We start from the raw sequence: 20,988 nt of genomic DNA on the forward strand, positions 1-20,988 counted from the left end.
TGTTATCTATTCAATCGCCATATCAGTTAGCGATGAAACGCCACTAGTTCAGCCATCATGTCGATGTGTGAGTCTCTGTCGTTCAGACACATAATGTAGCTAAAGTCCGAACCACCAGCGTCAATGAACGTCTCTTTACACTGGTCTGAAATCTCTTCCAACGTTTCCAAACAGTCAACCGAAAAGGCAGGTGCCATGATGTCGATCTTCTTGATGCCTTTACTCGGCAGTGACTCAAGTGTCTCGTCAGTGTATGGCTTCAACCACTCTTCTCGACCAAATCGCGATTGGTATGTCATGGTGATATCGTCCGCTAACAAACCTAACTCTGCCGCAAGCAGCTTTGTTGTCGCTTCACAATGCTGAGGGTAGATATCGCCTTCATCAGCCAGTCGCTTCGGAATACCGTGGAAAGAACACACTAAATGATCGGCTCTGCCATTTTTATCCCAATGACTGCGGACGCTTTCAGCCAATGCTTTTGCATAGCTTGGGTGCGCGTAGTAGTCGCGAATAAAGCGATAGCTCGGGATAACTGGCATCTGCTTAAAGGCTTTGGTTAAACCATCAGAAACCGCCGCTGTGGTTGTGCCAGAGTACTGCGGATACAGAGGCAGTACGATGATGTCCTCAACGCCCTGCTCCATCAGTTGCTCAACACCAGTCTTTAGGCTTGGGTTGCCATAGGTCATACCCAGTGCAACAGGCATCTCTAGTTTTTTCTGGAGCTTTTCAGCTTGTCTTTGAGAGTACACAAGCAGTGGTGAGCCCTCATCCATCCAGACAGACTGATACAGCTTAGCAACTTTAGGCGAGCGAATCGGTAAAATCACGCCATGTAATATAGGACACCAAAGCCAACGCGTTAGGTTTACAACTCGCTTGTCGTGTAAGAATTCACTCAAAAATCGACGAACGCCAGCGGGGGTCGCCGCATCTGGCGTTCCTAAGTTCACCAGTAAAACGCCCTGCTTTTTATTATTTTCCATAGATACCTGAGACCAATATGTGATTTTCTGGAAAGTAATATACTAATCTGCATAAGTTTAAGATCATTGCGCCTCAATGAAAGTCTGAATAATCATTCTTCATATGAGATACACAACATCCACTCTCAATTGCTAGCCACTGCCGTCGGGTCTGAACCGTTCTGAATCATGTGCAATCAAGTTATATAGATTGGTATCGTACTAAAAATTGAAACAAAAAAAGCGACCCTTAAGGTCGCTTCCAATATATCAAATTCTAAAACTGGCTGTTAGCCAATTATGCTAGTGCTTTCTCAAGTTCTGCACTAACTTCAGCAACTTGCTTAGTACCGTCAAACTTAAGGTACTGAGTGTTACCTGCTTCAGCTTCTTTACCGTAGTAAGAGATTAGCGGAGCTGTTTGATCGTGGTATACACCTAGACGTGCACGAACTGTTTCTTCTTTGTCGTCATCACGTACCACTAGGTCTTCACCCGTTACGTCATCTTTACCTTCTTCTTTAGGCGGATTGTACACAGTGTGGTATGTACGACCAGAAGGAAGGTGAGCACGACGACCAGCCATACGCTCAACAATCACATCGTCAGCTACGTCAAATTCAACAACGTAATCAACAGCGATGCCCATTTCTTTTAGGCCATCAGCTTGTGGGATTGTGCGTGGGAAACCGTCTAGTAGGAAACCTTTCTCACAGTCATCTTGAGCGATACGCTCTTTGATAAGACCAAGGATAATTTCATCAGAAACTAGCTGACCAGCGTCGATTACTGATTTTGCTTGCTTACCAAGCTCAGTACCCGCTTTGATAGCAGCACGTAGCATGTCACCAGTTGAAATTTGAGGGATACCAAATTTGTTCATGATGAAGTTAGCTTGAGTACCTTTACCCGCGCCAGGAGCACCTAGAAGAATGATGCGCATGTTTAATCCTCTTATAAAATTATGATTTATACCGAAGCTCACTATCCCTCCATTCTTGCTCATTTTTAGGATGAACAGAAAGCGTTAAGTAACCATTGAGGCTAAGCAAAACTGTGAACAGAAGCAAAACGGTAAGTTTCGGTATAACGTTTAAAAATCATACAACTGGAGATAGTCGCTTCTTAGCCCCAGCTGATTAGGTCGAGCATTCTATCACATTAATATTCAATTTGGCTGAATTTACGACTAAAGAATGCATCGACAACATTTGTTGTGACGATAACGGTGACGTTGACCACGTTAGGTCAATTTTCAACGACGTTCATAAAAAAAGCCCGCATTTGCGAGCTTTTTATTGTAATTGTTGGCTTAACCTAAAGTCGAAAGACTAACGCTTTGTTAGTAGCTCGTTGATTGCACCCAAGAATTGTGACGGATCTTCCATTGAGCCCTTTTCAGCCAGCATCGCTTGACCAAGTAGCAACTCAACCCAACGACCAAACGCTTGCTCGTCTGCTTCGTCAGCCATCTGTTTAACCAGTGCGTGCTCAGGGTTAATCTCGAAGATGTACTTCACTTCCGGTGCCGCTTGACCCGCAGCTTCAAGAAGCTTCGCCATTTGCGTGCCCATTTCGAAGTCGTCAGTCACAACAACCGCAGGTGTCGTTGCTAGCTTGAAGGTCGTACGAACTTCTTTAACACGACCACCTAGGTAAGATTGAGTACGCTCAACAACAGATTTGAACTCTTCTTCTGTCTCTTTTTGCTTCTCTTTCTCTTCTTCACCTTCAAACTTGCTTAGGTCTAAGCCTGCTTTAGTGATCGATTGGAACTGTTTACCGTCGAAGTCAGTCAGGTAGTTCATTACGTACTCATCAATACGATCGTACATTAGAACCACTTCAATACCTTTAGCTTTGAACTGCTCCAAGTGTGGGCTGTTCTTAGCGGCAGCGTAGCTATCTGCTGTCAGGTAGTAAATCTTATCTTGGCCTTCTTTCATGCGCTCAACGTAAGATTCTAGGCTGATGGTTTGTTCAGCAGAATCCACTTCCGTTGACGAGAAACGAAGTAGACCAGCGATCTTCTCTTTGTTCGCCATATCTTCAGCCGGGCCTTCTTTCAATACTAGGCCGAACTCTTTCCAAAACTCTAGGTACTTATCATTGTCATTCTTCGCCATGCGCTCAAGCATAGTCAGTACACGCTTGGTACATGCGCCACGAAGAGACTGAGTTACCTTGTTGTCTTGCAGGATTTCACGAGACACGTTCAATGGCAGATCGTTTGAGTCAATCAAGCCACGAACGAAACGCATGTAAGATGGCATGAACTGCTCTGCGTCATCCATGATGAATACACGCTGCACGTAAAGTTTCAAGCCACTCTTGTGGTCACGGTTCATCATGTCCCAAGGTGCTTTCGCTGGGATGTAAAGCAGGCTTGTGTAATCGTTCTTACCTTCAACCTTGTTGTGGCTCCAGGTTAGTGGATCAGCAAAGTCGTGAGATACGTGCTTGTAAAACTCTTGGTACTCTTCTTTCTCGATATCAGATTTGTTGCGAGTCCAAAGCGCTTGCGCCTTATTGATCTGTTCCCAATGTTTCTCTTCGGTGTCTTTACCTTCGTCATCTTTCACTGCTGTGAAGATAGAAACAGGAATACCGATGTGGTCAGAATATTTACCAATCACTTCACGCAGACGCCACTCATTTAAGAACTCTTTACCGTCTTCACGCATGTGCAGAACGATGTCAGTACCACGAGACTCTTTAGTGATGTCTTCGATTGTGTAATCGCCTTCACCTGCAGAGTGCCACTGAACAGCTTCATTGTTCGGCAGGCCAGCTGCACGTGTGCGAACCGTTACCGCGTCTGCGACGATGAATGCAGAATAGAAACCCACACCAAATTGACCAATCAGTTGAGAGTCTTTGCTTTGGTCTTCAGACAGCTTTGAGAAAAAGTCTGCAGTGCCTGACTTAGCAATCGTACCTAAATGCTCAATAACGTTGTCGCGGCTCATACCGATACCGTTATCAGAAATGGTTAACGTGTTTGCTTCCGCGTTGAAAGAAAGTTTTACACCTAGATCTGCATCACCTTGGTAAAGGTCACCGTTCGATAGAGCTTGAAAACGAAGCTTATCAGCCGCGTCAGATGCGTTAGAGATCAGCTCACGTAGAAAGATTTCTTTATTTGAATACAGTGAGTGAATCATTAGATGAAGTAGTTGTTTTACTTCAGATTGAAAGCCACGAGTCTCTTTATTTTGCGTTGCCGTTTCGCTCATTTTTACTCCAAAACATCTATACTTTATGTTGAATAATCATAGGGGCGTAACACTTGATGCCACTCTTCTGTTCATTAACATGAGGATGACAAATGTAAATTCAAGGTCAAAAATCATAAAAACACTGTTTTTTTTATCTGTTTTTATTATCCTTGAGCCTGATAAATATAAAAGAACATAAAATAAGCCATGATTTGGTGAAGAATTAACGGAACTTCACCTGAGATTTGTCTATTTCGCCCCCCAAAACAATCCAAAATAGAAGAATTCAATGAGTAATATCGGCACAAAGTTTATTCTCGCACAACGGTTCGTATTCGACCCAAACAGCAATTCACTTGTCGATCAAATGAGCGACGGTGAAGTCGTACGTCTTGGTAGCAATGAAAGCCGTATTCTCTTGATGCTGTCAGAAAGGCCTAATGAAGTTATCACTCGTAATGAATTGCATGAGTATGTTTGGCGAGACCAAGGCTTTGAGGTGGATGACTCAAGCTTAACGCAAGCCGTATCGACTCTGAGAAAGATGCTCAAAGACTCGACTAAATCTCCTGAATTCGTAAAGACAGTACCGAAGCGCGGTTACCAATTTATTGCGACCGTTGAGCGCTCTGCGCCACTGTCATCAAATGATCAGCCAGTAGCCGCTGAAATTGCAGAAAATGACGTTGAACCTATCCTAACGTTTGCAACGCCTGCAGCGACTGAACAAGCAATCACTGACACATTTGAACCTGAGCCAATTACAAAAGTTCAACAAACTAAAGTGGCAGTAGAACCAGCAACCGCTCCTGTTACGGCTCCCGCTAAAAACACCAATAAGTGGCTAACATTTTGGTTACTGCTTGCCGCCTTCATCATGCCGATTCTCGTTTTGACGTTTACCAACCCGGCAGAGTCCGAGTTCAAAACATTGGCTGAAATAGATGGCGTAAAGGTTCAATCACCGATTAACCACCCAGATCTTAGCAGTTGGCTGCCAGCGATAGAGAAGTGTGTATTACGTTACAACACGAATCACACTGGCATGCTAAAGCCGACTGAAGTGATTGCAACAGGTGGGCAAACCAATAACCTTGCCCTCAACTACATTCACCCGCAAGAATACTCAAGCGAAAATGTAACTCTAAGAATTTACGCAAACCAGTCGGATGTAAACGACATTTGTAACGGTGGTCAGTAACATGAAATTAAAAGTATCGATTATTTTACTGGTTCTATCTGCATTTTTGAGTGGTTGGTTGTATTGGGGCAGCGATGCAAAAGTAGAGCGCTTGCTCACTCAGCATGAATGGCAATCTAAGATGGTGACGCTGATTAGCGATAACAAGCAAGCTGACTCAATCGGCCCACTTCGTAGAGTTGAACTATCATCGAATGCGAAGTACCTGCCAAATGGTACATATTTGAGAATGTCAGTGGTTAGACTTTACGGTAATCAAACTGAGCCTGCGAATGTCATCAACATCTCTGAAACGGGTCAGTGGGATATTAACGACAACTACTTACTGGTTTCGCCAACGGAGTTTAAAGATGTGACTTCGGCTCAGCGCCAAGACTTTTCAGAAGAGCAACTAGAGCTTATCACTCAAGTCATTAAGATGGACGCAGAGCAAAGCCGCCGCATAGACATTGTTAACCCGAAGGCACTGCTACTGACTAGCTTAAATCATGGTTCTACCGTATTGTTTTCGAACTAAGATCGAATAGCTATTTACTGCATAGCAATAAAAAAGGAGCATGATGCTCCTTTTTTATTACCCTTAGCATCTGTATTTTCATTGATACAGTGATATTGGTATTAAGAATTTACTCGCGTTTAAAAGGATTACCCATGAGTACAGAGTCAGATCAAACAGCTTCCCCCATCGCTAAAGCAACAATCACCATACACTATTGCCGTCAATGCAATTGGATGCTTCGTTCTAGTTGGTTATGCCAAGAGCTACTGCATACCTTCAGCGAAGAAATTGAGCAAGTGAGCTTGCACCCAGACACAGGAGGTCGGTTCGAAATCTTTTGTAATGGTATGCAGATTTGGGAAAGAAAAGCAGATGACGGCTTTCCTGAGGCGAAAGTTCTGAAGCAAAGAGTGCGAAACATCATTGCTCCAGACAGAGACCTTGGCCACGTAGACTCAAAATAAGCCCTTTCACCGCCGATCTAATGGTTTAAAGCTGGCCACTCACGAGAACATCACCTTCAAGGCTAATGACTTTGAAGGTATTGTTTTCATAGATGCCATAGCTCGCCGCGTGTCCCTCTCGTGGGAATGTCACCGAGCTAGGATTAAAGATAAAGATGTCATTTTGGTATTCGGCGACAGGAATATGGGTATGACCGTGTGCAATGATATCGCCCGCCTTCAACGCAGGGCGTTTATTGGTGTTGTACAAATGGCCATGCGTTAGGAAGATACGCTGGCCTGATTCTAATAGCACCCACGAGTAATCCATCATCATTGGAAAAGACAACAACATCTGATCCACTTCGCTATCGCAGTTACCACGAACGGCAATGATCTCTTGAGAAAACGCATTCAACTTATCTGCAACCGCCGGCGGGTTGTATCCTTCTGGAATCGGATTTCTTGGTCCATGATTCAGAATGTCACCCAATAGAACTAAATATTGCGCACCAGATGCTTGGTAGAGTTCTAATACCTTTTCTGTTGCTGGCAGCGAACCGTGTAGGTCTGAAGCAAAAAATAATTTCACACGTACTTCTCCATAAAATTTATGAGCCTATTGTACGTATCTAAATGCTACACGTCATCTCTCGCCATACCATTGATCACGATATTATTGTAACTAACCATACCGACTATCTTGTTATCACGAACTACTGGCGCACGACTGATACCAAAGCGTTCAAACAGGCGAGCGCAATACTTTACGTTCATCTCAGCAGACACGCTTAGCGCTGGCTTGGTCATGATCTCATAAACATTGGTTCGCTTTGGAGATCGGTTCTTAGCCAGTACTTTCTTGGCAATGTCATTCATCAATACGATGCCGTATTCGTCATCTTCGTGGCGTTTATCGACAATGATTGCCTTCACTTTGTGCTTTTTAGCCATCTCTATCGCTTCTAACACTGTGGTTAGCCCATCGATAATCACATACGTATTGGCCATGACATCGCCTACTCGGATCTTTTCACTGGTACTCATAGCTCATCCTCCACAACCTTTGTTAACGTCTCGACTTGATGCGCAACCCCGACTGCGTCTTCGATATCGATCTGCACCGCTATACCTTGTCCTGACTCCTGGTCAAACTCACCGACTTCGCCAATAGTTTCAAGAATATGCCTCGCTAAGTGTTCCTCAACCACAAACAGCAACACATCTTTTTGTACCTCTAGCGTTAGGCCAAAGAAGGTGGTTTTTTGGTTTAAGCCTTGCCCTCTGGCGTTGTTAATCACCGTTGCTCCAGTCGCGCCCGCATCACGCGCGGCATCGAGCACAGTGTCGGTCTTGCTCTCTTCTACAAACGCTAAGATAAGTTTAAAGCGCATCTTTGCTCTCCTTAGAGGTGTGTAAACGGTTTAACCATTGTGTTATTTGGGCATAGCCCATCACTGAAATGATGGGAAATAAGCTGGCAAAGGCGATCAACCCAAAGCCATCAATAACAGGGTTTCTTCCTGGTACGGTTGAAGCGAGTCCAAGCCCGAGCGCCGTCACTAAAGGGACTGTCACCGTTGATGTAGTGACGCCACCCGAATCGTAGGCCAATGGAATAATGAGTTTTGGGGCGTAAAAGGTTTGAATGACCACGACGACATAACCAAAAATGATGTAGTAGTGGATCGGGTCACCCGCAACGATACGGTAGCTGCCCAGTGAGATACCGATAGCAACGCCCAATGCCACGGCGATCCTCAGCCCATTGACGCTGATACTGCCACCGGAAACTTGGTTCGCCTTAATCGCTACAGCAATCAAAGAGGGCTCGGCTATCGTGGTGCTGAAACCAATACAAAACGCGAAAAGATAGACCCAGTAATAATCAAACCAAGCCAAAGCAAGACCAGAACTGATCTTAAACTCAGTCAAAAAACTCGGCTCGGTGAGTTGCATTGCCATCGTCTCCCCTAGAGGGAATAACGCGAGTTCCAATCCCATCAAAAAGAGTGATAAGCCAAGAATGACGTAGAAGAAACCGATCAGCACTTTGGCTAGGTTATTGACTGGCTTTCGTAATACCGCCAACTGAAAACCGAAGATGATGATCGCAATCGGGATCACATCCATCACAGTGCCGAGAAAGGTGTCGATAAATTGTTGAACACTGATCATGTCACCACCATCCCGTACACCATGACAAACATCATCGGCAGCAACGAAGCAAACGCGATCAACCCAAAACCATCTATCATCGGATTACGCCCTTTAATTGCCGAGGCTAAACCCACCCCTAACGCAGTTACTAATGGGACGGTGATCGTCGATGTCGTTACTCCACCAGAGTCATACGCAATTCCAATGATGTTTTCCGGAGCAAATGCAGTGAGCACGACCACTCCAATATATCCACCGATGATCATGTACTGGATTGGCCAACCTTTTAAGATTCTCAGCACACCGAGTAAAATAGCGATACCGACTGACAGTGCCACAGTAAAGCGCAGGCCATTGGCATACTGCTCCATTTCATCTAACGTATTGGGGATTACACCTCCCTCAGCTGCCACTTCTGCGGCTTCGGCAGCGACTGCGGTTAACGCTGGCTCGGCTATGGTGGTACCAAAACCCAAACAAAAAGCGAAGATCAATAACCAGAACACACTCCCCTTTCTGGCAAATGCTTGAGCCATCGATTCGCCAATTGGAAACAACCCCATTTCAAGGCCAAAGATAAAGAAAGTGAGTCCAAAAACGACGAGCACTAAGCCAGTCAGAATAGATAAAAGATGAGGAAGTGGCTCTTGTAAGACAGCAAGCTGGAAGAAAGCGATTACCGCCACGATTGGCAATAGATCCCTCAGGCTACCTAACATGGATCGAAACAAAGCAAGCACCGCCGTCATCGCAATTCCTTGTCGCTGATTATGAATTAATAATAATCATGGCAAATCCTTATCATTGCTTATGTGACAAATATTACGCAGTTGGTAACATATCCGAGTAAAGTGCATAAGTGTGATGACGGTACACATCCTGACTTGATGAATTTAATTTCACTCCTTTGTAAATTGAAAAAGGCGTAATTTGGGCATCACACGATTGAAACCTTATGATCGTTATAGTGATTTTTTCGTATTGATTGGCGACTAAAAACAAGCCATGTCTATAATTATGTTTAATAGGGAGATTGGTATGAAGATATTGTTAACGGGTGGTACTGGATTTATTGGCTCTGAATTGGTCAAGAGTTGGAACACTGACGACGTGACATTGCTGACGCGGAGTCCTGAAAATGCGAAGCAAAACCTAAATCACCTCAACCAGAACAACCTTCATTACATTCAATCCCTTGATGAGCTCAGTGATCTCAATGACTTTGATGTGGTGGTCAACCTCGCGGGTGAGCCGATTGCCGATAAGCGTTGGAGTACAGAACAAAAAGAGAGGATCTGTAACAGCCGCTGGCACATCACTGAAAAGCTGGTCGAATTAATTCATGCCAGTAGCAACCCGCCACACGCTTTTATTAGCGGTTCAGCCGTGGGTTACTATGGCGATCAACAGCAGCACCCGTTTGACGAGTCACTGCAAGTAGAAGATGAAAGCTTTCCTCATAAAGTCTGTGCCCACTGGGAAGAGATAGCCAAGCGAGCACAATCAGAAAGCACACGCGTGATACTACTGCGAACAGGGGTTGTACTTGGCGAGAATGGCGGCGCACTCAAGAAGATGCTATTGCCTTATAAACTCGGCGTCGGTGGTCCAATAGGTTCAGGTGAGCAGTACATGCCATGGATTCACATTCTCGATATGGTGAGAGCCATCAATCACTTGTTGTCACTCCCCCACGCTCAAGGGGAATTCAATATGTGTGCCCCTCACCCTGTGACCAACAAACTGTTCAGCAGCACGTTAGCGAAACAATTAGGCCGACCGCATTTCTTATTCACGCCGAAATGGGCAATGTCGATTCTCATGGGGGAATCATCTTGTTTGCTATTTGACAGCATTCGCTCCAAGCCGAAGAAACTCACTGAGATGGGATTCATCTTTAGTTACTCAAGAATCGAGCCAGCACTAAAAAACTTGTTACAACATCAAGACTAATTCTTTACCCTAGAGCGATAGAGACTCTAATAAAGGATTAAGTGTGAACAAGTCGATTCTGATTACCGGTTGCTCAACAGGTATTGGCTATACATGTGCTCATGCACTTCAAAAGCGTGGTTTTCATGTCATTGCATCTTGTCGTGATCCACAAGATGTTCAACGCCTTCAAGATGAAGGCCTCACCTGTATTCAATTAGATCTTTCCAACCAAGAAAGTATTGAGCATGGCGCCAAGCTTGCTATTGATCTCGCACCTAATGGATTGTATGGATTATTCAATAACGGTGCTTACGGTCAAGCAGGGGCACTAGAAGACTTACCGACCCAAGGACTCAGAGAACAATTCGAAACCAACTTCTTTGGTTGGCATCATCTCGTCTGTCAGATCCTTCCGCACATGCGCGAGCGTGGCGAAGGTCGAATCGTACAAAACAGTTCCGTATTAGGTTTTGCAGCCATGAAGTATCGTGGTGCTTATAATGCTTCTAAATTCGCGATTGAGGGTTGGACAGATACCTTACGATTAGAACTGCATGGCAGCGGTATACAGATCTCATTACTGCAACCAGGGCCAATTGAGACTCAATTTAGAACCAATGCCTTGAAAGCGTTCAATAAATGGATCAACATTTCTGGCAGCGCCCACCAAGACGCTTACCAACAACAAAAAGATCGACTCGAGAAAGAATCATCGAATAACGCTTTTGTCCTGCCTCCAGAAAGTTGTATTGAGCCGGTATTCCATGCTCTCACCGCCGACAAACCCAAGCTAAGATACCGAGTTACGACCCCGACTAAAGTGTTCGCGGTATTGAAAAGGATTCTACCGAGTCGCTTGCTAGACCCTATTTTGAGAAAAGCTGCATAAATTACTAACTTTGAATGCAGAGTCGCAAACTTTAATGTAACGATGTAATTTTTCCGTAACAATAAGATGTCATGATTATCCTATCCCATCAGTTATTCCCAATTGATGGTTCTACTCTGGAAATCTCATGACTTTAAACCGCCTTAATTGGGTAGGTGTGGGTCTGGCAATTACGCTGTTTATACTGTTTTGAGTATCTCACGCAACGCCTCACTGACTACCTCGATGATAACGCTATGCCTTCCATGTTGAGATAACAACTCTATCAACATCGAAGCATAGCGTTTTTCTATTTTTGGTTCTTTTTATCCGAGATAACCGAGTTAGATCTTGAAGTTACCGACTAACCCCCCCATATTTGCAACGTATCCACAAAACAAACCTCAAGGAACGTAAATGCAATCTCCGCATATTGTTGAACTTAATGAGCAGAACTTTCGTCAAGTATTAGAAGGTTCGATGCAGACCCCTGTACTCATCCATTTTTGGGCACCAATGAGCCAAGAGAGCGCCCAAGTCATTCCTGAACTGCAAACTTTAACTCAGCAATACAACGGTGCCTTCACCTTAGCCCTGCTCAATTGCGAACAAGAGCAAGCTATTGCTAGCCAGTTTGGTGTTCAAGCACTGCCCACTATTGCACTGTTTGTTAATGGTCAGCCAGTCGATGGGCTCGGTGGCCCTCAAAGCATAGAAGCTATTGTCGATATGCTCAGCAAACACCTTCCTAGCCAAGATGAACTTGCTTTGCGTCAGGCTCTTGAGCAAATGCAAGCTGGCGAGCACACACAGGCACTAGCAGCAATGCAGCAACTTCCAGCAGAGCTGACGAATAAAGGTGAAGTAAAACTGGCGATCGCAGAGTGTTTGTTAGAAACACAACAATTTGACCTTGCTGAAACTCAGCTAGCAACTATCCCTCTTGAGTACCAAGACAACTACTACAAAGGCTTAGTTGCAAAGCTTGAACTTCATAAACAAGCAGCAGACAGCCCTGAAATACAAGCATTAGAAGCCGCTCTTCAGCAAAATCCGAGCGACGCTAAAACAGCATCTGAATTAGCATTGCAATATCACCAAGTGAACCGCAGTGAAGAAGCTATGGATCTATTATGGTCTTTCCTAGCCAAAGATCTTAATGCTCTCGATGGTGACATGAAGAAAGAGTTCATGGACATCTTGAGTGCGCTTGGACAAGGTAACCCAGTTGCCAGTAAGTACCGTCGACAACTGTACTCTCTGCTTTACTAGTTAAACCTAAAAAGCCGTAGATTAAACATCGAAAATTGACAATTCAATCAATTAGTTTATCGCATAATAGAATGTAAAATGGGCCATAAAATCAATGCTTTATGGCCCATTTCTCGTTTATAAATTTGCTCAGAATTTAAATATGAGCCAGTATCAATACTGAACTATCAAAAACTCAAACTTGCAAAGGATTTTGTATGCCTATTGATACCTTGATTACTATCGGCGTCTTTACTGCCGTCGCACTGTTATTTATCTTCGCTGGCGTAAAAACCGTTCCACAAGGCAACAACTGGACCGTTGAACGCTTCGGGCGATACACACACACCCTTAAACCGGGTCTTAACTTAATCATTCCATTTATTGATAAAGTTGGACAGCGCATCAGCATGATGGAGCGTGTTCTCGACATCCCAGCACAAGAAGTCATCTCCAAAGATAATGCAAATGTGGTTATCGATGCGGTTTGTTTTGTTCAAGTTATCGACGCGCCTAAGGCAGCTTATGAAGTGAATGACCTTGAACATGCGATCCGTAACTTAACCCTCACCAATATCCGTACTGTGCTTGGCTCGATGGAACTGGATGAGATGCTGAGTCAGCGTGACATGATCAATACCAAGCTACTGAACATCGTTGATGAAGCGACAAACCCTTGGGGCGTAAAAGTCACCCGTATCGAAATTAAAGACGTACAGCCACCAGCAGACCTTACTGCTGCGATGAATGCCCAGATGAAAGCCGAGCGTAATAAACGTGCTGATATCTTAGAAGCAGAAGGTGTACGACAAGCTGAGATCTTGAAAGCAGAAGGCCACAAGCAATCAGAGATCCTGAAAGCAGAAGGTGAGAAGCAAGCGGCAATATTGCAAGCAGAAGCCCGTGAGCGTGCCGCAGAAGCAGAAGCTAAAGCGACAGAAATGGTATCAACGGCAATTGCTCAAGGTGACATGCAAGCGGTCAATTACTTCATTGCACAAGGTTACACCGACGCATTGAAATCTATAGGCCAAGCTGAAAACGGCAAGATCATCATGCTACCACTCGAAGCAACTGGCCTTATGGGTTCTGTAGCGGGTATCGCGGAGATGTTTGCACATAAGAATGACAAAGGTAGTAAGGACTAACTTATGGTCGAATTACTAGAACAAGTAAACCACTGGCATTGGTTAGCGTTTGGTCTAGCATTGTTAGCGCTTGAGCTAATTGGAACCGCTGGTTACTTTTTATGGATAGGCATATCTGCCATGCTGGTCGGTGCCCTATTAGGAGCATTACCAATTGGTTGGCAGATGCAATGGCTGTCCTTTGCTAGCTTCTCTCTTATTACCACTTGGTTGTGGTGGAGAAGACAACTCTCGAATGACAAGCAATCGGATGCAGGGCGAGAGTTAAACCAAAGAGAAAAGCAATTGGTAGGTCAAACCGTTATTTTAAGTGAAGACGTAAAGAAAGGTAGCTGTCGAATTAAGTTCGGTGACTCTTCTTGGTCAGCAAAGGCCAGTCAAGATATTCCATCTGGAACCGAAATTAAGATTGTCGCTTTAGACGGAATCGTTCTAATAATAGAACCTTTATAAACAAGAGCTATATGAAGCCTGCATTTTCAATAAATGCAGGCTTTTTCTATTTTTGAACCTTAATAATATTCGAATTATCATTGCGATAGATTGAATTGAAAAAAAAATAAGTTCTTATTTCGTAAAGCTAAAAAGTTTGATTGAGCTAAAAAGGTATAAGAAAGCCAGATTTCTTACCCAATATATATATGAATAGTTAACCTTACTCTCGCTTATTTATAATCATTAAAAATGTTAAGTCCGTCCAATTTTTGAAATTTTCTTTTCCTTGTCCATACTTTCAATTATCTCAATTAGAGATAAACCTAATGGAGTTTGTATGAGACATTTTTTAATAATTCTAACGGCTATTTTCAGCTTGTCATTTGGAAGCGCTCTAGCGAGCAGTCAGTCTCCTGGTAACGGAAACATGGGGCCTATCGTTAAGTGTTCAGATGGTAACGCAGTCACTCATGTACCACTGTTGATCTGTAAACATTACGGCGGAAAGGTGCTGTGATAGGTACTGTGATAGGTGATTAAAGTCAGGCTAGTAATGAAATTGCTGCCTGACGATTATTTAGAACTGGAATAACCTAACTGCGGCCAGATAGATTATTCAAGATAGGACATTCCGTTGAAGTATCTCCAGGGCAGTCATGTACCCAAGATTGTAGCTGCACCTTCATCTTGTTTAACTCCGCAAGCTTCAACTCTATTTCATCTAACTTCTGAGTAGCCTTCTTCTTTACTTCGTAGCTTTGTCTGTTGGGATTCATTGCCAACTCAACCAGTGACTTACACTCATCGAGAGTGAAACCAACCATTTTAGCTCTCAAAACGAACTCTAACTGTTCGATATGAATCTCGCCATATTGCCTGTAACCATTTTCTGATCGGTGCGGTGGGCTCATCATGCCTTTACTTTCGTAAAAACGAATGGATTTCGCTGTTGTACCAACACGCTTCGCTACTTCACCAATATTCACAATCTTACCTGTAAGCCTAAAATGAAAAACCGCAGTACTGCTGTTATACAATACTGCGGCTGAAAAACATAGCTAGGGTGTAGCGTTAGAAACTTACTCTTGTTCTAACAACCAAATCATAGTTTGAGATTTTTCTTCACTGTCTAGCTTATTGAACCAGTATGAAACCATTTCGATCTCTTTTGAGCCTTCTAGTAATGCTGGGTTAGCGTTCTTACGGTTCTTGAATGCCCAATCTGTTACTGCAGATTGCTCTTCTTTGGTTGCTTCACCATACCAGTAATTCACCATCTCTTGTGCTTGTGATGCTTTTGGCTCTTCAGCAACTACTGCTGCTACTGGAACAGCCGCGACTGGAGCAACCGCGATAGCTGTATGATTATTTGCACCGTTATAAATTGTGTCGATATACGCCTTTGGTACGATAAAAGTCGTGCTCATGACTGAGTTTTGGCCTTCAAGCGTAAATTCTAAATTCTTTTGTCTTGCTTGCTGAATATCAGCGTCACTTAATGGAAACTTAATATATTGAGTCTTAGTACAGTGCTCGCTGCAGCTTTCTCTTGGTACTTGTCTATCTTCTAATTCTATCGTTTTACCAAAAAAACTAACCGTTTCGTACTCTTTGTAACTTTGGAAGTAACTCACGTCCATAGTAATTGAAGATTCTGGGGCAGTATTTGGTGTTACTTCTTTATTGTATGTAAAGTAAAGCGACGACTTGAGAATGTCTGCGCCTACATTTGCTCTATTTTCTGCTACGTAAGATTGACCGGTTACTTTAATGTAACCACCTTTGGGCTGCACATCCGCCACTGAATCTGCAAAATTACTTTTTGAATCGAGTGAACTACAAGCTCCCAAAAATAATGATAATACAACTACACTAACTTTATTCATTATGACTAATTCCTTATGTTCACTATGGAAAAACGCTGGCAAAATAATTTACCAGCGTTTTGATTTTATTTAACTATTTTTAAGCTGATAACTTTAGCTTAGAAACCGTACTCAAGACCAACGCGAGTTACGATATCTGTATCAGCGTCACCAACAGTACGACCCGCAACACGTAGGTAAGGTACGAAACCGTTGTGAACAGCCATTAGCTGACCAGAGATAGTGTTGCTATCTGAGTTAGCTTCTTTATTACCGTTAAGTTCAGATTCTAAGTTCGCTGCGTAACCCAGTTTAAAGCCGATTGGACCGTTCCAGTATTGACCAATAATTGAGTAAGAATCTTGTGTTTGCTTACGGATGCCGTTATCTAGCTCTTCGCCTTTATATGCTGCAGCGAAACCGAAACCTGCTGGTAGGCTAGCTTCGAAACCAACAATGTATGCGAATGTATCATCATCGTAACCAGCTACTTCAGGAGCCTGTTCTGGGTTACCGTTTTCATCAAAAGACCAATCACCACCAGACGCGGCAACGACACGAGTACCAGATTCAACCGCACCCATTAATGTTACTTTCTCGAAGCTGTACTTAGCACTTGCGCCAACAAAGTTTGCGTCACGAGTTGCTGCACCACCACCGTTGTCGTTATCGTCACGACCAACAGAAGCTGCAAAAGAGAAACCGCCAAATTTAGCTGAATCGTAACGAACTTGGTTAGATTGACGATCGTAGTGACCGTTGATGCCGCCCCAATCGAATACAGAACCTAGACCAGGGTTAGAGAATGGCCAGTCGACGATTTCGTATAGTGGAGTAAGAACACGACCCACACGCAGGTTACCCCAAGAGCCAGAAGCACCAACGAACGTATCACGGAAACCAAGCACACCGCCTGAAACGCCGCCATGACCCCAGTCTGTGCTATCTACGTAGCCAGATTCAATCTGCATTGTGATTAATACGTCATCAAACATCTCTTTATGAGCACGGAAGCCGATACGAGATTCATTCTCTACAGCGTAACCAGTACTAGAGTCGTTGTTGTCAGTTGTGTTGTAGTTAACTAGAGAGATAGCTGCAACACCGTATACGTCAACGTTGAAATCAGAGTTGATACCAACTTCTTTCGCCATTACGCCTGTCGATAAAAGTGCAACGGATGCACCTAGTAGAGTACGTTTGAAAATTTTGTTTTCCATGGAATAAAACTCCTAAAAATGGATATAGCTGTTTGAATATTCCCCGCCTAAAGTTGGCCGCCGTAGAGAGAAATACCTTTTCTTGTTTGAGAACCCTAAACTCTGAATTCTCTATTTCCTTTCTGGTTATACACATCATGTGCATCCATGGCATTAAGACTAACTTCGCCCTCAAAAAGATCAATGAGAACTTAATTTTCATCTAAAAAAATATGAGTTGGTGCAAATTTAATAGGTACTTAGTGATCCAGATCGATAAATAGAAAAATCCTCACCAAAACAAAATCAATACCAATAAATTCAACAACTTGAGGTAATTATCACTTTGTAAAAATAGATATGACTCGCATTTTTGATACAACTACAATGGTATTTCATTAATGTTGAGCAGCGTCACTGTCCTGATTTTAGAGTTCGTATAGGAACAAAATTCTCAACAATTAAAAAGCCCTCATTTTTATATCAGAAACAAAAAAGGCACTCCCTTGAAAGGAGTGCCTTTGAGCTTTTTTTACCTTGTTTTACTTACGAAATAAGTGCAATTAGATCTTCTTCTGTTCTTATTTCGATACCTAAATCTTGTGCTTTAGTCAGTTTAGAACCAGCGGCTTCACCCGCGAATAAGATATCCGTTTTCTTAGACACGCTACCGGTTACTTTTGCACCTAAAGCCTGCAAAGCGGCTTTCGCTTCACTACGACCTAATTGCGACAATGAACCCGTCAACACAACGACTTTACCTTCTAACGGTAGCTCTTGGTCATCCGCAACAGCTTCGATTGCAGGCCAGTTAACACCAAGCTCTAGCAACTGCTCGACTACAGCTCTGTTTTTCTCTTGCGAAAAGAAGCTTGTGATGTGGCTAGCGACGATGTCACCAATATCTGACACTTCAACTAACTGTTCATGGGTTGCTGCTTGAACCAACTCCAACGTCTTGAAGTGTTGCGCCAAGTTCATCGCAGTTGCTTCACCCACTTCACGAATACCTAACGAATAAAGGAAACGTGCCAATGTTGTGTCTTTGGCTTTATTAAGTGCACTAACTACATTTTGCGCCGATTTTGGCCCCATGCGGTCAAGAACTGTAATCACTCCCGCGCTGAGCTTGAACAAGTCAGCGGGCGTTTCTACCATTTCACGGTCTACAAGCTGCTCTATCACCTTTACGCCAAGACCATCAACATCCAACGCCTTTCTCGACACAAAGTGCTTAAGCGCTTCTTTACGTTGAGCCTGACACACCAAACCGCCTGTACAACGCGCTACAGCCTCGCCTTCAACGCGTTCTACTGCAGAGTTACATACAGGGCAAGCATCAGGGAAAACAATGTCTCTAGCCGTTTCAGGGCGACGATCTAGTACAACAGCCACAATTTGCGGAATAACATCACCTGCACGGCGAATAATAACGCTGTCGCCTACCTTCACGCCTAAACGCGCAATCTCATCGGCATTGTGTAAAGTGGCATTGCTGACTGTCACGCCACCAACGAAGATAGGTTCCAGTTTAGCAACCGGCGTAATAGCGCCAGTACGGCCCACCTGAAATTCAACGTCATTGAGCAGTGTAATCTCTTCTTGAGCTGGGAACTTATAAGCAATTGCCCAACGTGGCGCTCGTGCAACAAAGCCAAGTACTTCTTGAGCCGCGATATCGTCGACTTTGATAACAACGCCATCAATCTCGTAAGCCAGAGCATCACGACGAGTCATAATATCTTGGTAATAGGCTTTCACGCCTTCGAGAGAGCTCAGTTGCTTAGTCTCGGGGCACATAGGTAAGCCCCAACCTTTAAGCTGTAAAAAGCGTTGGTAGTGACTATTTGATAGCTCAGCGCCTTGTACAACACCGACACTGTATGCGTAGAAAGCTAGCGGACGTTTCGCAGTAATACGAGAATCAAGCTGACGCAGGCTACCTGCGGCGGCATTACGTGGGTTAACAAATACTTTCTCGCCTTTCTTCAACGCCATCTCATTCAACTTATCGAAACCCGCTTTTGGCATAAACACTTCGCCACGAACTTCAATACGCTGCGGCCAGCCTTCACCTTGTAACTTAAGTGGGATAGAGCTGATCGTACGCACGTTTTCAGTGATGTTTTCACCCGTCGCACCGTCACCACGTGTCGCAGCCTGAACTAAAATACCATTCACATAGAGTAGGCTAACGGCAAGGCCATCAAGCTTAGGTTCACAACAGAAAGTCTTGAGGTTAGCGGTTGGCGCTCTATCAGACATTCGCTTATTGAACGCATCCAAATCTTCATCAGAGAAAGCATTGTCCAGAGAAAGCATTGGGATCTCATGAGTCACTTGAGTGAAACCATCGAGAGGCTGACCACCAACACGTTGGCTCGGAGAATCTACCGTCACTAGTTCCGGGTTCTCTTCTTCGATCTTTAGCAATTGCTGCATTAATCGATCGTACTCGACATCAGGGATCTCAGGGCTATCTTCTACGTAATAACGAACGGCGTGATAATGCAGAGTTTCTCTTAACTGCTCTAAGGTAACTTGAATCGATTCTTTCATATCATTCTCTATCGTGATTGAAATATCAAAAAGGGCTCCCTTAGGAGCCCTTTTCTATAAATATAGATTATTTACAAGGCTAAACAATACGGCTAGGCATTCGATGCCGTCATAAAGTCTCTGATTTGCTTGCGGTAGTCAGATAAACGGTTTGGTGTCATTAAGTTGCGTGACTCATCCAACACGTTTCCGCCCATATCGTCAGCAATTTTCTGCGCCGCACTCAGCATCACATTGAAGTTTTGATCAGCTTGACCATAACAAGGCAACGTCATAAAGAACGAAATACCTTTAGTCGTGAAGTCAGCAGGATCATCATGTTCTAGCGTTCCTGGCTGCATCATGTTTGCAACGCTGAAAATAACCTTTGGTGCATCTGTAGATTGTGCAAAGCAGTGGTAAATAGACATCTCACCATAAGTTAAACCGTTGTTCTCCATGCTGCGGAAAAGTTCAGTCCCAACGAATGGGATCTCTCCAGCACAGTGAACATTAAGAACGATCACTTCTAAACCAAGTTCTTCATCTGGTTTTGCTTCTTCAACAGTCGCACTTTGCGGAGTCACGACTTCTTTCGCAACAACGGGCTCTCTTTGAGTAAGCGTTTCGTTTGGAACGACTGGCTCATCAACTGTTTCAGAAGGCTCTTCAAACGAACCGTACTGCACTTTAAAGCCGGCATGGTTTTCTTTTTGCTCGTCAGTCAACTCAAAGCTTGGAACTTCAGGCTCAACGTCCTTCTCTTCCTCAATCACTTCAGGTTCACTTTCAACCTTAATTGGGTCTTCTACGCTGAAAGAAGGAAGATCATTTAATTCGATATCATCTTCGTAAGCTTCTTTCGCTTGTGGCGCTGTTAGCGGATCTGAGTCGATCAGCGGATCAGTATCAGAGGGTGAAACAGCAAAATCCGGCTCTTTACGTTCTTTTCGGATTATCTCAAAATCATCTTCTGGGGCGAATGAACGGTTTGGAATAGTTTCTGCTTCATCTAAGCTGTCGTTATCAAGCTTACCGAGCGGCTTATCTCCAAACTTTGCTTTCCCTTCTTTTTTACTCGTCCATAGACCATGGAACAATAATGCGGCGATAGCTAATGCGCCAACAATAATGAGTACAAATCGCAATTCCTGCATTTTTCGCTCTCAGCTTTCTTAGTCAACTAGCTATAAACACGCTGTCACTAAGTTGGGTTAATTTGGCTAATCTCACTACTCTATCAAAAGTAGCCACTGTTTT

General features: G+C 43.8%; 22 protein-coding genes. 9 read left to right on the forward strand and 13 right to left on the reverse strand.

Translation table 11 applies throughout. From position 1 onward, the window contains the following. Positions 1-26: 26 nt before the first annotated feature. The 3 genes from hemH to htpG all read right to left on the reverse strand — a co-directional run bounded on the left by hemH (position 27) and on the right by htpG (position 4,204). Positions 27-989, reverse strand: coding sequence for a ferrochelatase (hemH, locus tag AB4154_RS08765; protein ID WP_372122710.1), 963 nt, complete (start codon positions 987-989; stop codon positions 27-29). A 277-nt stretch (positions 990-1,266) separates the two neighbouring features. Continuing rightward, positions 1,267-1,911 (reverse strand): adenylate kinase, encoded by a 645-nt coding sequence (adk, locus tag AB4154_RS08770; RefSeq protein ID WP_017062200.1) that lies wholly within the window; start codon positions 1,909-1,911, stop codon positions 1,267-1,269. A gap of 388 nt (positions 1,912-2,299) precedes the next feature. After that, positions 2,300-4,204 (reverse strand): molecular chaperone HtpG, encoded by a 1,905-nt coding sequence (gene htpG / locus AB4154_RS08775; RefSeq protein WP_017062201.1) that lies wholly within the window; start codon positions 4,202-4,204, stop codon positions 2,300-2,302. A gap of 271 nt (positions 4,205-4,475) precedes the next feature. On the opposite strand from htpG, the gene AB4154_RS08780 reads away from it, so the two are divergent. From AB4154_RS08780 to AB4154_RS08790, 3 genes are all read left to right on the forward strand, one after another. After that, positions 4,476-5,387, forward strand: coding sequence for a winged helix-turn-helix domain-containing protein (locus AB4154_RS08780; protein ID WP_372122712.1), 912 nt, complete (start codon positions 4,476-4,478; stop codon positions 5,385-5,387). 1 nt (position 5,388) lies between these two features. Next, on the forward strand, positions 5,389-5,904 hold the full coding sequence (locus AB4154_RS08785) for a regulatory protein ToxS (RefSeq protein WP_017066005.1): 516 nt from the start codon (positions 5,389-5,391) through the stop codon (positions 5,902-5,904). A gap of 167 nt (positions 5,905-6,071) precedes the next feature. Next, entirely contained in the window at positions 6,072-6,350 is a 279-nt protein-coding gene (locus tag AB4154_RS08790) for a SelT/SelW/SelH family protein (protein WP_108019982.1), read from the forward strand. Positions 6,351-6,375: 25 nt separating this feature from the next. Here AB4154_RS08790 and yfcE read toward each other — a convergent pair whose 3' ends face one another. From yfcE to AB4154_RS08815, 5 genes are read right to left on the reverse strand one after another with little or no spacing between them, the layout of a single operon-like run. Beyond that, a complete protein-coding gene (gene yfcE, locus AB4154_RS08795; protein ID WP_108019963.1) occupies positions 6,376-6,921 on the reverse strand; it encodes a phosphodiesterase in 546 nt (181 codons plus the stop codon). 47 nt (positions 6,922-6,968) lie between these two features. Continuing rightward, positions 6,969-7,376, reverse strand: a complete 408-nt coding sequence (locus AB4154_RS08800; RefSeq protein ID WP_017062206.1) for a CBS domain-containing protein — start codon at positions 7,374-7,376, stop codon at positions 6,969-6,971. Next, on the reverse strand, positions 7,373-7,723 hold the full coding sequence (locus tag AB4154_RS08805; protein ID WP_017062207.1) for a P-II family nitrogen regulator: 351 nt from the start codon (positions 7,721-7,723) through the stop codon (positions 7,373-7,375). Before AB4154_RS08805 ends, AB4154_RS08800 begins: the two co-directional genes overlap by 4 nt. Further along, entirely contained in the window at positions 7,713-8,507 is a 795-nt protein-coding gene (locus AB4154_RS08810) for a DUF1538 domain-containing protein (RefSeq protein WP_017062208.1), read from the reverse strand. Before AB4154_RS08810 ends, AB4154_RS08805 begins: the two co-directional genes overlap by 11 nt. After that, positions 8,504-9,238: a DUF1538 domain-containing protein gene (locus AB4154_RS08815; protein ID WP_017072437.1), complete on the reverse strand. Its 735-nt coding sequence runs from the start codon at positions 9,236-9,238 to the stop codon at positions 8,504-8,506. Before AB4154_RS08815 ends, AB4154_RS08810 begins: the two co-directional genes overlap by 4 nt. A gap of 289 nt (positions 9,239-9,527) precedes the next feature. Here AB4154_RS08815 and AB4154_RS08820 point away from each other — a divergent pair, with 289 nt between their 5' ends. The 6 genes from AB4154_RS08820 (at position 9,528) to AB4154_RS08845 (ending at position 14,643) form a co-directional block, all read left to right on the forward strand. Further along, positions 9,528-10,442, forward strand: coding sequence for a TIGR01777 family oxidoreductase (locus AB4154_RS08820; protein WP_372056258.1), 915 nt, complete (start codon positions 9,528-9,530; stop codon positions 10,440-10,442). A gap of 43 nt (positions 10,443-10,485) precedes the next feature. Next, positions 10,486-11,313, forward strand: coding sequence for an SDR family oxidoreductase (locus AB4154_RS08825; protein ID WP_017061923.1), 828 nt, complete (start codon positions 10,486-10,488; stop codon positions 11,311-11,313). Positions 11,314-11,709: 396 nt separating this feature from the next. After that, the gene (locus tag AB4154_RS08830; protein WP_017061924.1) at positions 11,710-12,564 is read left to right on the forward strand and encodes a co-chaperone YbbN; all 855 of its coding nucleotides are present in this window, start codon (positions 11,710-11,712) and stop codon (positions 12,562-12,564) included. A 197-nt stretch (positions 12,565-12,761) separates the two neighbouring features. Continuing rightward, entirely contained in the window at positions 12,762-13,691 is a 930-nt protein-coding gene (locus AB4154_RS08835) for an SPFH domain-containing protein (RefSeq protein WP_017063395.1), read from the forward strand. Between the two features lie 3 nt (positions 13,692-13,694). After that, positions 13,695-14,144: an NfeD family protein gene (locus tag AB4154_RS08840; RefSeq protein ID WP_017061926.1), complete on the forward strand. Its 450-nt coding sequence runs from the start codon at positions 13,695-13,697 to the stop codon at positions 14,142-14,144. Positions 14,145-14,463: 319 nt separating this feature from the next. After that, positions 14,464-14,643 (forward strand): hypothetical protein, encoded by a 180-nt coding sequence (locus AB4154_RS08845; protein WP_017061927.1) that lies wholly within the window; start codon positions 14,464-14,466, stop codon positions 14,641-14,643. Between the two features lie 76 nt (positions 14,644-14,719). On the opposite strand, the gene cueR is transcribed toward AB4154_RS08845, so the two are convergent. From cueR to zipA, 5 genes are all read right to left on the reverse strand, one after another. After that, on the reverse strand, positions 14,720-15,112 hold the full coding sequence (gene cueR, locus AB4154_RS08850) for a Cu(I)-responsive transcriptional regulator (RefSeq protein ID WP_017061928.1): 393 nt from the start codon (positions 15,110-15,112) through the stop codon (positions 14,720-14,722). 93 nt (positions 15,113-15,205) lie between these two features. Beyond that, complete coding sequence (locus AB4154_RS08855; protein ID WP_017068999.1) at positions 15,206-16,012, reverse strand: DUF2057 family protein; 807 nt, start codon at positions 16,010-16,012, stop codon at positions 15,206-15,208. A gap of 98 nt (positions 16,013-16,110) precedes the next feature. Continuing rightward, entirely contained in the window at positions 16,111-17,211 is a 1,101-nt protein-coding gene (locus AB4154_RS08860) for a porin (protein WP_372122714.1), read from the reverse strand. A gap of 525 nt (positions 17,212-17,736) precedes the next feature. Then, on the reverse strand, positions 17,737-19,749 hold the full coding sequence (ligA, locus tag AB4154_RS08865; RefSeq protein WP_372122716.1) for an NAD-dependent DNA ligase LigA: 2,013 nt from the start codon (positions 19,747-19,749) through the stop codon (positions 17,737-17,739). Positions 19,750-19,841: 92 nt separating this feature from the next. Beyond that, positions 19,842-20,885 (reverse strand): cell division protein ZipA, encoded by a 1,044-nt coding sequence (gene zipA / locus AB4154_RS08870; protein ID WP_017061932.1) that lies wholly within the window; start codon positions 20,883-20,885, stop codon positions 19,842-19,844. Positions 20,886-20,988: the final 103 nt, after the last annotated feature.

Origin of the sequence: Vibrio sp. 10N.286.51.B11 (assembly GCF_041469245.1) — a bacterium.
Taxonomy (GTDB): Bacteria; Pseudomonadota; Gammaproteobacteria; order Enterobacterales; family Vibrionaceae; genus Vibrio; species Vibrio crassostreae_C.